The following is a 12,860-nucleotide window of genomic DNA, read 5'->3' as shown; positions in this document are numbered from 1 at the left end:
GCTCTTTAATTTACTTTTCTATTGTTTTTCTATTGATTAATCGAAAGTTAGTTGATCCTCTATCTGTTAATCGTTCATTTGTTTATCATCTTTTATGGTAAAATGCTCTCTTTATGAATTCGTTATTACTCTTTTCTTTTATCAATCTTGTCACAATAAGGTAGATATATGGCAGGTCACAGTAAATGGGCAAATATACAGCATCGTAAAGGTGCTCAAGATAAAAAACGCGGTAAAATTTTTACCAAATTGATCCGTGAGATCACAATTGCAGTCAGAACATCAGGAAATGGCGATCCAGAGAGTAATCCACGTCTCCGCCTTGCGATTGATCGCGCTTATGCTGCAAATATGCCAAAAGATACGATTGAGCGGGCCGTGAATCGTGGTCTTGGTATTACCGATGGTCCTCCTGATGAAGAGATCCGTTATGAAGGTTATGGTGCCGGCGGCGTTGCCGTGATGGTCGATTGCCTCTCTAATAATCGTAATCGTACCGCTGGGGAAGTGCGTCATGCTTTCACGAAATATGGTGGCAATTTAGGAACGGATGGTTCTGTTGCTTTCCAGTTTAGAGAATTGGGCGTTCTCTCCTATCCTGAAAATTCAGATGAAGATGCGATTATGGAAGCGGCGATTAATGCCGGTGCAGAAGATGTGATTGTTGATGAAGATGGTTCTATTGAGGTCTTAACCACACCGCAGAGCTATGTCGATGTACATAATGCGATGGTTGAAGCAGGTTTAGAGCCGGAAGATTCAGAAGTCACACAATATGCTGATAATAACGTCACGATCGATCTTGAAGCTGCGAAGAAAGTGATGGCGATGGTGGAAGCGTTAGAAAACCTCGATGATGTTCAGAAGGTCTACTCTAATGCGGATATCTCTGATGAGATTTTAGAGCAACTCTTCCAATGATTGCTTACTCATAATTCTTACAGGATTATATGATTATATTAGGAATCGATCCAGGTTCTAGAATTACCGGTTATGGGGTGATTGATGCTAGCGGTAGAAGGCCACAATATGTGGATTCTGGCTGTATTCGAATGAAGACAGATGAACCGATGGCCAATCGCCTCTTAACGATTTTTCAAGGTGTCGATCAGTTGATTGCGCTCTATCGTCCTGAAGTCCTCTCGATTGAAGAGGTTTTTTTACACAAAAATCCACAATCGGCCCTTAAATTAGGGCAAGCTCGTGGTGTTGTGATGTGTGCTGCGGCGATGGCAGAATTAATCGTCGCGGAATATGCGGCAACCCGTATTAAGCAGACGGTTGTGGGGCGTGGGCATGCGGCTAAAGAGCAGGTGCAACATATGGTTCAGAGCCTTTTAAAGTTAAATCGCAAGCCACAAGCAGATGCGGCAGATGCTTTGGCCGCAGCATTAACACATGCATTTCATTCAAAGTTAGGGGGATTAGTATGATTGGTCGTTTAACCGGTATTTTGGCAGAGAAGCGTCTGCCAAATCAGGCTTTGATCGATGTAGGTGGTGTGGGTTATGAAGTGGAGCTACCGATGAGTAGCTTTGCACAATTACCGAGCGAAGGGGAGAACGTTCAGCTTACGATTCATCATGTTGTGCGGGAAGATGCCTCTCTTCTTTATGGTTTTAGTAGCCCTAAAGAGCGAGAAGCATTTCGACTCTTGATTCGTGTCTCGGGTATTGGTCCTAAGAGTGCGATTCTTATTCTCTCTGGACTCTCTGCAGAGGAGCTCTATCGTGTGATTCAGACCGAGGATCTCAATAGTTTAACAAAGGTTCCTGGAGTGGGTAAGAAGACGGCAGAGCGACTGATTGTAGAGCTTCGGGATAAGATTAAAGCCTTAGCGCCACTTGATATTACCGATGATCTGATTGCTGCTAGCAGTGGAACGTTAATCTCTGATGGTGATGCGATTATCACAGATGCGATTGAAGCGTTAGTGAGTCTTGGTTATAGTCAAACTGAAGCGAAAAAACGCGTCAATAAGATTGCAAAACCAGGTTTAACATTAGAGGCGATTATCCCATTAGCGCTCAAATTATGATCATGACTGTTTAAGGTTGTCATCTCAATCATCAAGAGAAAAGCATGAAACAAGAATGCCGAGGTTATAATACTCGGCATTTTTTTGCGTCATTTTATTCGAGCTTATGGTCTGATTTTTCTTGCAGATAGTCGATCATCATTTTATTGGCGGCCGGAAATTGTCGTTCGCTCAATTGATCTTGTTCAACCCAAGCGATCTCTTGTGATTCGGCGCCTTGAGGTATCCCTGTAAAGCTAAAGACTTCAAAGATGACAAAGTCGATCGTTTTATCGGGATAATGGTATTGAAAGGAGAGCGCCTCCTCAAAAAGTGTTGCTTCAATCGTGATCTCTTCTTTGAGTTCTCGCACTAAAGCGGCTTGATCCGGTTCACTCTCTTCGACTTTTCCGCCGGGGAATTCCCAGAGACCGGCAAAATCTTGTTCTGCTTTTCGGCGACTTAAAAGGATTCTCTCTCTTCGCTCATCCCAAATAATGGCGGCAACCACTCTAATCTTTTTCTTCATCTATCACTCTTTTCAATGAGGTTTTTATTAGGAATCTCTATTATAGCGAATTCTCAATAGTCGAGGGGATTGATCCTATTTGCCGGTGATAGGCGATCGCCCATTGCCGGCGCGTGATTTTCGGAAGAATGCGATGGTGATCTTCGGCAACGTTCAGCTTCAGTTAGTTTTAATCTTTTCAATAAGAAGGTTCGTGGAGCCGCGGGAACCGACTATTTCGCTCTTTTAACCGGTGCATGCCCGCAGGTCGGTATCTCTGATGCCCATTGCCGGCGCGTGATTTTCGGAAGAATGCGATGGTGATCTCCGGCAACGTTCAGCTTCAGTTAGTTTTAATCTTTTCAATAAGAAGGTTCGTGGAGCCGCGGGAGCCAACCATTTCGTTCTTTTAACAGGTGCATGCCCGCAGGTCGGTATCTCTGATGCCTATTGCCGGCACGCAATTTGGGGAAGAACGCGATAGTAAGACCCGGCAACGCAACAGCCTCTGTTGTTTCAATTAATCATTTTTATGATTCTTAAGAGAATTCGTGGAACTGCGGGAGCTGACTATTTCGCTCTTTTAACCGGTGCATGCCCGCAGGTCTGCATCTCTAATGCCTATTGCCGGCGTAAGATTTCTGGAAGAATGAGATAGTAAGACCCGGCAATGCAACAGCCTTTGTTGTTTCAACTAATCATTTTTATGATTCTTAAGAGAATTCGTGGAACTGCGGGAGCCGACTATTTCGTTCTTTTAACCGGTGCATGCCCGCAGGTCGGTATCTCTGATGCCCATTGCCGGCGCGTGATTTTCGGAAGAATGCGATGGTGATCTCCGGTACCTCATCAACCTCTTCTGTTTTGACCTGTCATTCTTAAGAGAATTGATGGAGCCGCGGGAACCGACTATTTCGTTCTTTTAACCGGTGCATGCCCGCAGGTCGATATTTCTGATGCCCATTGCCGGCACGTGATTTCTGAAAGCACGCGATAGTAAGATCCGGCAACGCAACAGCCTCTGTTGTTTCAACTAATCATTTTTATGATTCTTGAGAGAATTCGTGGAACTGCGGGAGCTGACTATTTCGCTCTTATCACTACTGCATGCCCGCAGGTTGGTATCTCTGATGCCTATTGCCGGCGCAAGATTTCTGGAAGAACGCGATAGTAAGACCCGGCAACGCAACAGCCTCTGTTGTTTCAACTAATCATTTTTATGATTCTTAAGAGAATTCGTGGAACTGCGGGAGCCGACTATTTCGTTCTTTTAACCGGTGCATGCCCGCAGGTCGGTATCTCTGATGCCCTTTGCCGGCACGCAATTTGGGGAAGAACGCGATAGTAAGATCCGGCAACGCAACAGCCTCTGTTGTTTCAATTAATCATTTTTATGATTCTTGAGAGAATTCGTAGAACTGCGGGAACCGGCTACTTCATTCTTATTACTCCTGCATGCCCGCAGATTGGCACCTTGGATGCCGTGGTTATTGCTGTTGATCTAGAGCATCTAGAAGATAGAGCCGTACCATATTGAGGAGATTGATCACTGAGAAACTCACAGTTGCTTGATGATTGAAGTAGGGGATTACCATCTCTTTTTCATGAAGTCGATCATGATGTTGAAGTAGTAGCGTTAACTTCATATTTTGTCCCACTTTTTCACCATGAACGGTCGCCACCAAATCGGCGTGACTTAAGGATTGAATATAGTAGAGCTTGGTTTTATATGCCTCGACAGAGAGATCTTGATAGCGACTCTCGATCCAAGCGCCTTTGAAGTAGTGCTCTCGATCACTCTTCTCATTGAGGCGACTAGAGATCATCCCTTCACTAAAAGATTCATATAACCCTAAAGTGAGCTGTTTTTCATTAAGAAGATCGGCAACAACTGATTCCATACTCATCTGATCTTCGCCAAAACAGAGATCTCCAAGAAGCATTTTAGCACGTTGAGCAAAGGGCTCAATTAAAGCCATCGCCGCAGATTCGGAATGAGTTTTAGCAGAGAAACGAACCTGAATGCCTTCAATACCAGAGGCAAGAAAGGAGAGCTTAGGATTGGGGAGATGATCGAGCTCATCATTAATCTCCGATAACAGTGCAGAGATATCGGATTCCCCTTTCCCCCAACAACGAAGCGTCTTTGTGTAGATCCGTTCGACATCAGGTAGAAGCGTTAAAAGATAGGGAATCACATCTTGCTCCATCATCACCTTCATCTCAGCAGGAACGCCGGGCATTAGAAAGAGATGTTTTCCTTCATATTGAAGATGGATGCCGGGGGCAGTGCCGGGAAAGGCCTCTAAGATGTCAGCACCTTCAGGGTAGAAAGCTTGGCGTAAGTTATTATCAGACATTGTTCTATTGCGTTGGCGAAACTTCTCCCGAATGACTTCAGCAAGTGTCTCATCATAGATGAGTGGAAGATCGAGCGCCTTAGCAACAGCTTCACGAGTGATATCATCTTGCGTGGGTCCTAATCCGCCTGTGCAGAGAATAATATCGGCACGACTAAAGGCTCGTGCAATCGTTGTGGCCATATTGTTAAGATTATCCCCTACGGTGGATTTAAAATGGCAATCGATCCCGATTTCACTCAATTGACGCGCAATCCAGGGGCCATTTGTATCGATTGATTGACCTAAAAGAAGTTCTGAACCACTGACTATAATCTCTGCTTTCATCAATAAAATCCTCTATTGCCTTGTCCCGGGAGATACCACGGTTGGAATAGAGTATTTTACAGGATGGATTGAAGAAATACAGCGATATAGTACCAGATTTTTTGCGATGGATGTAATCTTAATCTACTTGAGAATAATCGATATGAACATTAGGAAGGGTGCAGGACAGTGGTTCTGTTTTAAGGTAGAGCTCTTTTTCTCGACGAGGAAGTTGCTTAAAGGCATACTCCGCTTTCATTGCCGCACTTCGGCTAAGATAGCGTTTCGCGAAGATCATTGTGGCAGGACGACGCGACATCGGGCGGGTATATTTGGCCCCTTTCCCAAGATTATGTTCTGCTAATCTTCTGGTAAGATCTTTGGTATAGCCGGCATAGAGGGTATTATCCCGGCAATGGAGAACATAGAAGTAGTGTAACTCCCTTTTTTGTGAATCTAATGTTAAGGCGTTTTCGATTTTACATCTCCTGAAAACGATAATCGTGATGCTGTCTTAAGATCTCGATAATCTGTGCGCGGAGATTATGCTCGATATAACGTTTACGAAGGGGAACATGCAGAATGGGAATCTGTGCTTGATAGAGCGCTTCATCGACAAAAGCATCACGCACTTTGCGCTCATATTGATCATGGGTGCTATCATCAAGCTCAATTACAAGAAGAGGCGCTGTTGTTAAAGGATGCACTAAGACAAAATCGACATGTTTTGAACGAATTTTACTAAATGCGCCGGCATAATCGCTCCGTTCAAGCCCGGGTCTCACCTTGATAATATCGGCAATTCGCACCTTACCAAAGATCTTTACCGGTACGCCGGAAAGGGCGACTTCTAAAGAGGAGAGAAAGAGCTGCTCCGCCGGGGTGAAGAGATTGGGAATCGCTTGATACCATGAAGCGGGAACAGGACGATCGACCTCCACAACCTTTTTGGGCATCATCTTCCAACGCAGAAAGAGAAAAAAACCTAAAATGACCAGAATGATCAAGAGCAGTTTATAGAGCATCTTTTCTTAACTTCCTTTCTCTAGAGTTGTGGGAGGCTCACCCTCTGTGGTGGTACAGCTAAGATATTCCGAAAGACGCTTAGGATCACGATTGAGTGCATGGTAGATCACTGCATTGCTTAAGACATTCTTCACATATCCACGAGTCTCATAGAAGGGGATTGTTTCGATCCAGAGCGCCATATCGAGTTGCTCATCCTCGTTAGGAAGCCACTTTTTCACATTGTGAGGTCCGGCATTATAGCTCGCTAACATATAGGGAATACAGCTTCCTACATTCTCTTTCAATTGATGGAGATAGGTGATGCCGTAACGGATATTCGCCTCAGGATCATAGAGGGATTCTCGCTCTTTTTCATTGAGAGAGAGGGAGACACGCTCAGCTGTCGGAATCAGCAGTTGCATCAAGCCATAGGCACTCGCCGGTGATTTTGCTCGCTCATGAAAGAGACTCTCTTGACGAATGAGACCTAAGACAATCGGCTCTGTGACCAGTTGATCGCTATATTTCTCAATAATTGGGAGATAAGCAGTTGGATAACGGTAGTAGATGCCACCTTCAGCACGAGCTCTAGTTGCCGCTTGGAGACTTAAGTTATAAAAACCAGCATCAAAGGCGGCGATACTTCCTGCCTCTTGTTCTGCTTGTGTGCTATTGCGTAGTGCCTCTTGCCATTTAGCGCGACTAAAGTACTCTTCATTGGCTTTAGCAAGCAGTAATCCCACTATAAAGCGTTGTGGAAGGGGCGTATCGCTCTTTACCTTCTTATTTTTAGCAATTGCATTGATGCCATCATAATTGTGTTCTAGAGCATCTGCGGCTAAAAAGCCGTAGAAAGAGGGCTGATTCTGAATCAGTTTATAATAATATTTAGCTTGTTCATGATCGCCAATCTCCATGTAGGTTCTTCCTAACCAGTAGCGCCAGATATCCTCTTTTTGCGCTTCAGGAGAGAGATGGGAGAGAAGGGCAAGTGCAATGGGATAATTCCCCTCTTTAGCCGCTAAACGAAAACCCCATTGAATCAATTGATCATCTCGCTCATCGACAGGGATGGCAAGGATCTTATCAAGAGGTGCTACAGCATCAGCGCGCCCTGCTTGGAAGACGGCGATACGGTTGCGTAATTTGATATAGTCAGCATCAGTCAGGAGCGATTTCTCTTTCGCTAACTGTAATCCTGCTTCTGCTTTTAAGGAGTCTTGACTCGACCACTTCTGTAATACTCTGTTATAGAGCTTCTGACTATCGGGATAGTAGCTCTTTTGGACCATAATAGAGCTAGGGTCTTTAAGAAGATCGGCAAAGTATTGAAAATAGTTCTGCTTCTCTTCAGGAAGCGTTGTAATAAGACTCTCTGCTTTAGAGACTCTTCCCGCTAGGAGTAGTGCCTCGATCTTATTTTCAACAAGCTCGGCATTTTGGTTATTTTGCAACCAATAGCGCTCTGCTGGCAAGCAACTATTAGGAAGCTGTAGCTGCTTTTCCCAATCTTTCTGAAATTCAGCGAAATTAAATTGCGCACTCTTCTGCTGCGCATTGTAGAGGTAGCATCGTAAGCTCAATGTATCTGCCAATTGTGCATGATCGAGAATAAATTGGTAATTCTCCTTCTTCTCTCGATTTTGGAAAAGATTGATCTTTAAGGTATTGGCAAAGGGTTCTTTTGCATAGCGATCGGTAAAATCGAGAACCTCTTGAGGATCGCTCTCATCGATCCGCTCTTGGTAGTAATAAAACTCTAAGTAGGGGAGAAGAGAGGAGTTTTGAAGGTGATCGCGATATTGTTGATAGGCTTGCCAATCTTTCTTAACAATTGCCTGTTTTCCATTGATGAATGCTTGCTCCTCTGTGATCTCTGTTCCATTTCCCCAAAGAGGAAGGGCAAGCAGAGAGGTGAAGAGTAGCGTACAGATTGATCGCTTATTTCGTAACAATAGGGTCATATCAAGTTCATTTCCTAAATAATAGATGAAGCGTAATATCGATAGCGAGTAGTGATCATTAGTCCTATTCGGTCAATAGATCGGCGATCTATCAATCGATTACGCTTAATATTCTACTTGATTTAGATCAAGTATTACGCCCCGATTCTACCATAACTATCGGTAATTATTAGCCTTCAACCGTACCGAAAATCTTATCACCGGCATCGCCTAAGCCTGGAAGGATGTAGGCATCTTCATTTAAGCCTTGATCGATCGATGCAGTGTAGATATCAACATCTGGATGTTTTGCGTGTAATTTCTCAATACCTTCAGGCGCAGCGACTAAAAAGAGCGCTTTAATCTTCTTACAGCCGGCATTTTTGAGAAGATCGATAGTCGCGATGGCTGTGCCGCCGGTTGCTAACATCGGGTCGATAATAAGTGCTGTACGATCCTCAAGATGAGTGGTGAGCTTTTGATAGTAAGCAACCGCCTCGAGGGTTTCAGGGTCACGTTCAAAGCCAACGACAGAGACACGTGCGCCGGGGATCAACTCTAAAACGCCCTGTTGCATACCGATGCCGGCTCTTAAAATCGGAACGATGGTAACTTTCTTTCCTTTAATCTGCTCAACCTCAACATCACCCGCCCAACCTTCAACGGTGCGGGGTTCAGTTTCAAGATCTTTAGTTGCTTCATAGGCGAGAAGTTGCGCGATTTCAGAGGCTAATTCTCTAAAATCTTTTGTTGAGATCTCTTTTTTGCGCATCTTTCCGATTTTATGGGCAACAAGAGGGTGTTTAATCTCAAAAACGTTCATGAGTTATCTCCTTAAATTAATTAGCAAAAAACCCATTTTGGGCATGGGTTTTTTGTAATTAATGAATTGCGCTAGTAGTCACTCGTCGTGAACAGTACTAGCATAAGTTGTACGAATCTGGATCGTTCCGATATAAGTATTTTGTGATCTTATTTGATTAATCTCATCTGATTGATCTCAAGCGCTTATATCAGTGATCGACCAATCATGCCTTTTGGTTTTCGATCGCTTCATTCATCATCTGCTTGAGATCATTACGCTCTGCAAGCTCTAAAATGATGTCACATCCGCCGATCAACTCCCCACCAATATAGATTTGTGGGAAGGTTGGCCAATCTGCATATTTCGGTAGATGTTCAAAAATTTGTGGATCATCCATCACATTTACAAATGAGAAGGGAAGACCTGTATCTGCAAGTGCCTGTGCTGCACGACTAGAGAAACCACACATTGGGAATTGTGGGCTTCCTTTCATGTAGATTACTACAGGGTTTTCAGTTACTTGGCTCTTGATCTTCTCGAGCGTTGCTTGTTCAGTCATCTTTTTATACTCCTAGTCAAAATACCACTCTATTTTATCAGTTATTCCCTGAAGGTGGCATATTATAGCTACAAAAGGGGCAAAGATATTATTTTTAAGCGATATCTTTGCATCGACGTTGGTTTCTTTACAATCTTTACGATCTTGACACTTTTTACACTTCTCTATTTTCTACCATCTTATAGTGAGGATCAACGGTTTAATTCTCTATTGCCCCTCTATTGATGATCTATTGACGTCCTTCACCATGGCCGAGCACGATATATTTTTGTGAGGTTAAGCCCTCAAGCCCTACAGGACCGCGAACATGGAGCTTATCGGTAGAGATTCCAATCTCTGCGCCTAAACCAAATTCAAAGCCATCACAGAATCGGGATGAGGCGTTGATCATGACACAAGCGGAATCAACCGCGCGGAGGAAATGCATCGCTTTAGAGTAGTTCTCCGTCAAGATCACATCGGTATGGTGGGAGCCATAATGGCTAATATGTTCAATAGCTTCCTCCATACTTTTGACCACTTTTACCGCCAAGATTGGGGCGAGATATTCAGCATGCCAATCCTCTTCTGCAGCAATAATTGCCGGAATATTCTCCGCTTTAAGAAGTGCTAAAGCTTTTTCACAAGTTCTCAGTTCTACCCCTTTCTCAACTAAGATCGTTGCCATCTCGGGTAAAAATTTCTTTAAGATTCCCTCATGAATTAAGAGCGTCTCCATCGTGTTACAGGGGGCAAAACGTTGAGTCTTTGCATTATCGACAACGTGATAAGCTTTGTTGATATCCGCTTCACTATCGACATAGGTATGACAGACACCATCGAGATGTTTAATAACAGGAACCGTTGCTTGGTGATTGATCCGTTCCACCAGTGCTTTACCGCCACGAGGAATCACCACATCGATATATTGTGGTGAGGTGACCATCAGATCAACAATCGCGCGATCGGTTGTATTGATAATTTGAATCGAATCTTTCGGCAGTCCCGCCTTTTCGAGCGCAATCGTGAGTAGTGTTGCTAAGTATTGATTGGTATGAAAAGCTTCACTCCCACCGCGAAGAACGGCTGCATTTCCCGATTTTAGGCAGAGTGCTGCAGCATCAATCGTAACATTAGGGCGTGATTCATAGATGATGGCGATAACGCCGAGTGGCATTCGCATCTTGCCGACCTGAATTCCTGAGGGGCGAACTTTAATATCGCTGATTTCACCAATAGGATCAGGGAGGAGAATCATCTCCTTAACACCATTTGCCATCGCTTCAATACGTGTATCATCAAGTGCTAAACGATCGATAAAGGCAGCATCAAAATTTTGCTCTTTTGCATTGGTAAGATCTTTACTATTTTCAAGCTTGATCTCCTCTCGATGCGCTAAAATTGCTTCATAGAGTCTCTCTAAAAATTGATTCTTCTTTCCAGAGTCCGCCATACGGAGCTTTTCGGAGGCGCTACGAGCATTCTCTCCCACATTTTGCCAGTAATTTAACATATATTGATATCCTCATTGAGTTCTCTATTTTTTAGTCTAGATGATTCTGTAGTCGTTGATCTACAAAGTGGATCTAGCTCTCATTATTCACAGATTAGTATACAGGATTTGTTAGAAAAAACGGGGAAGCTGTTGGAATTGAGTGATAAAAAAAGAGCCCTTTGGAGGGGAACCAAAGAGCTCAGTAGATATTGGATCTCGACTTAGGAAATCAGATCCAAGGATTCAGAGAGAATCGATATCTACTTATCAGCCAAAGAAACGCTTACAGAGAAGAGAACTGCTGCAATACGTACCGCTGACTGAATTCCTTGAGAAGAAACGCCTAATTGACGTAAGTTTTTCTCATGTGAATCGACACACATTCCACAACCATTGACAGCTGATACAGCGATAGAAGCAAGTTCAAAAGTTGCTTTATCAAGACCTGGGTTTGCCATTTGGTTCATGCGAAGACGTGCTGGTAATTTTGTATACTCATCGTTTGATACAAGATGGGTAAAGCGATAGTAGATGTTATTCATGCTCATGATGCTTGTTGCGATCTGCGCACCTTGGAACTCTTCTTCTGTTAAGAAGTCTTGTGCAAATTTTTCCATTGCATCGATTAACACTTTACATTTGGTGCTTAGCGCTACAGAAACAGCAACAGCAGCGATCTGTTTCTCAGTCAGACCTGGCGCACCTGCTTCTGTTAAAACAGTTGAAAAGTTAAGACGCATATCTTTAGCATACGCTGGTAACATCTCTTTAATGGTTTCGATAGCCATAATCAATCTCCTTACTATTTAAAATATTGCTTAATTATCTAATCAGTTTAATCAGTTGGTTGTTTATCTGAAAGCTTATCTCTAATAAACATTCTTCAACTTTTGTATCTTTAATTTAATCTTTAATTTATTTAATCTTTAATTTTGGTGAGATTTAAAGATTGCTCCGTTTGAAGTCCTTTATCTATGAGCCTTCTGGAGCGACTGAAGATATTAAAACATATATAACGGGTAAAATCTTATGGTATTTATTAATAGCTACGATAAAGAATCTTAAAAAGGGTCTGATAAGAGGAAGTTATCAGAACCTATATATCAACCTCTAAGAAGATCAGCGGAGCCGCGGGAGAGCACTATTTCGCTCTTATCTCTACTGCATGCCCGCAGGTCGGCATCGATGATGCCGAGGAATCAGAACTACTTAAACCCATGATTGAGATGATGATTATCGGTAATTGAGAGATTATTTATTGCCGGCGCGTAATTTTTGAAAGAACACGATGGTGAGATCCGGCAGCGTTCAGCTTCTGTTTTAATTGATATCTTCTAAGAACATCCTCTAAGACAATATCCTCTAAGACGATTTCTGGAGGGGCGGGAACGGACCATTTCACTCTTATTACTCCTGCATGCCCGCAGGTTGGCATCCTTGATGCCAGGAAAGTCTTTGGTAATCGAGCGATTTCCCTCTGCCGGCATGCAGTTTCTGGAACTGTGCGATAGTAAGATCCGGCAGCGTTCAGCTTCTGTTTTAATTGATATCTTCTAAGAATATCCTCTAAGACAATTTCTGGAGGGGCGGGAACGGACCATTTCATTCTTATTACTACTGCATGCCCGCAGATCAGCTCAATGATACCGTGAAGAATATTGTTAAAATAATGCTATTTATCGGTGATGGGAGATCAAACTGCCGGCGCGTGATTTTTGAAAGAACACGATAGTAAGATCCGGCAACGTTCAGCTTCTGTTTGTTATAATTCAATTCAAGTTTCAAATTGAGATTGAAGTTAAAATTCAACATGCTGAATTAGCGCAAGTGTATTACATCGATTATCGATCAGTATGATCGGTATGAATCGTTAAGATTGA

General features: G+C 43.2%; 17 protein-coding genes. 7 read left to right on the top strand and 10 right to left on the bottom strand.

The genetic code is table 11. The features are described 5' to 3' along the window. Positions 1–168: 168 nt before the first annotated feature. From AC0SAP_RS03010 to ruvA, 3 genes are read left to right on the top strand one after another with little or no spacing between them, the layout of a single operon-like run. Entirely contained in the window at positions 169–921 is a 753-nt protein-coding gene (locus AC0SAP_RS03010) for a YebC/PmpR family DNA-binding transcriptional regulator (protein ID WP_286480452.1), read from the top strand. 29 nt (positions 922–950) lie between these two features. Then, a complete protein-coding gene (gene ruvC, locus AC0SAP_RS03005; protein WP_109235804.1) occupies positions 951–1,433 on the top strand; it encodes a crossover junction endodeoxyribonuclease RuvC in 483 nt (160 codons plus the stop codon). After that, complete coding sequence (gene ruvA, locus AC0SAP_RS03000; protein ID WP_473382869.1) at positions 1,430–2,038, top strand: Holliday junction branch migration protein RuvA; 609 nt, start codon at positions 1,430–1,432, stop codon at positions 2,036–2,038. Before ruvC ends, ruvA begins: the two co-directional genes overlap by 4 nt. Before the next feature lie 94 nt (positions 2,039–2,132). Here ruvA and mutT read toward each other — a convergent pair whose 3' ends face one another. Further along, complete coding sequence (mutT, locus tag AC0SAP_RS02995; protein WP_473382868.1) at positions 2,133–2,546, bottom strand: 8-oxo-dGTP diphosphatase MutT; 414 nt, start codon at positions 2,544–2,546, stop codon at positions 2,133–2,135. Positions 2,547–3,057: 511 nt separating this feature from the next. Here mutT and AC0SAP_RS02990 point away from each other — a divergent pair. The 4 genes from AC0SAP_RS02990 (at position 3,058) to AC0SAP_RS02975 (ending at position 3,870) form a co-directional block, all read left to right on the top strand. Further along, complete coding sequence (locus AC0SAP_RS02990; RefSeq protein ID WP_473382866.1) at positions 3,058–3,183, top strand: hypothetical protein; 126 nt, start codon at positions 3,058–3,060, stop codon at positions 3,181–3,183. A 48-nt stretch (positions 3,184–3,231) separates the two neighbouring features. Continuing rightward, a complete protein-coding gene (locus AC0SAP_RS02985; protein ID WP_473382865.1) occupies positions 3,232–3,360 on the top strand; it encodes a hypothetical protein in 129 nt (42 codons plus the stop codon). Between the two features lie 210 nt (positions 3,361–3,570). Next, positions 3,571–3,696 carry a hypothetical protein gene (locus AC0SAP_RS02980; RefSeq protein WP_473382863.1) on the top strand — a complete coding sequence of 42 codons (126 nt, stop codon included), beginning with the start codon at positions 3,571–3,573 and terminating at the stop codon, positions 3,694–3,696. Positions 3,697–3,744: 48 nt separating this feature from the next. Further along, on the top strand, positions 3,745–3,870 hold the full coding sequence (locus AC0SAP_RS02975) for a hypothetical protein (protein WP_473382862.1): 126 nt from the start codon (positions 3,745–3,747) through the stop codon (positions 3,868–3,870). Positions 3,871–4,012: 142 nt separating this feature from the next. Here the strand turns inward: AC0SAP_RS02975 and AC0SAP_RS02970 are convergent, their stop codons facing one another. The 9 genes from AC0SAP_RS02970 to AC0SAP_RS02930 all read right to left on the bottom strand — a co-directional run bounded on the left by AC0SAP_RS02970 (position 4,013) and on the right by AC0SAP_RS02930 (position 12,586). Beyond that, positions 4,013–5,212: a CinA family nicotinamide mononucleotide deamidase-related protein gene (locus tag AC0SAP_RS02970; protein WP_473382861.1), complete on the bottom strand. Its 1,200-nt coding sequence runs from the start codon at positions 5,210–5,212 to the stop codon at positions 4,013–4,015. 118 nt (positions 5,213–5,330) lie between these two features. Further along, the gene (locus AC0SAP_RS02965) at positions 5,331–5,669 is read right to left on the bottom strand and encodes a GIY-YIG nuclease family protein (protein WP_473383000.1); all 339 of its coding nucleotides are present in this window, start codon (positions 5,667–5,669) and stop codon (positions 5,331–5,333) included. A gap of 1 nt (position 5,670) precedes the next feature. Next, on the bottom strand, positions 5,671–6,216 hold the full coding sequence (locus tag AC0SAP_RS02960; protein ID WP_473382859.1) for a DUF2726 domain-containing protein: 546 nt from the start codon (positions 6,214–6,216) through the stop codon (positions 5,671–5,673). 6 nt (positions 6,217–6,222) lie between these two features. Next, positions 6,223–8,163, bottom strand: coding sequence for a lytic transglycosylase domain-containing protein (locus tag AC0SAP_RS02955; protein ID WP_473382858.1), 1,941 nt, complete (start codon positions 8,161–8,163; stop codon positions 6,223–6,225). 169 nt (positions 8,164–8,332) lie between these two features. Beyond that, positions 8,333–8,965 carry a uracil phosphoribosyltransferase gene (upp, locus tag AC0SAP_RS02950; RefSeq protein ID WP_109202384.1) on the bottom strand — a complete coding sequence of 211 codons (633 nt, stop codon included), beginning with the start codon at positions 8,963–8,965 and terminating at the stop codon, positions 8,333–8,335. 205 nt (positions 8,966–9,170) lie between these two features. Further along, entirely contained in the window at positions 9,171–9,506 is a 336-nt protein-coding gene (grxD, locus tag AC0SAP_RS02945; protein ID WP_094567008.1) for a Grx4 family monothiol glutaredoxin, read from the bottom strand. Between the two features lie 229 nt (positions 9,507–9,735). Beyond that, positions 9,736–10,998, bottom strand: a complete 1,263-nt coding sequence (locus AC0SAP_RS02940; protein ID WP_473382857.1) for a glutamate-5-semialdehyde dehydrogenase — start codon at positions 10,996–10,998, stop codon at positions 9,736–9,738. 242 nt (positions 10,999–11,240) lie between these two features. Beyond that, on the bottom strand, positions 11,241–11,768 hold the full coding sequence (locus tag AC0SAP_RS02935) for a carboxymuconolactone decarboxylase family protein (RefSeq protein ID WP_473382855.1): 528 nt from the start codon (positions 11,766–11,768) through the stop codon (positions 11,241–11,243). 467 nt (positions 11,769–12,235) lie between these two features. After that, the gene (locus AC0SAP_RS02930; RefSeq protein WP_473382854.1) at positions 12,236–12,586 is read right to left on the bottom strand and encodes a hypothetical protein; all 351 of its coding nucleotides are present in this window, start codon (positions 12,584–12,586) and stop codon (positions 12,236–12,238) included. Positions 12,587–12,860 lie beyond the last annotated feature (274 nt).

This window comes from Ignatzschineria sp. PL_is040 (genome assembly GCF_055813795.1).
The sequence above is the reverse complement of the archived record's forward strand: the minus strand, read 5'-3'. Positions and strand labels throughout refer to the sequence as shown.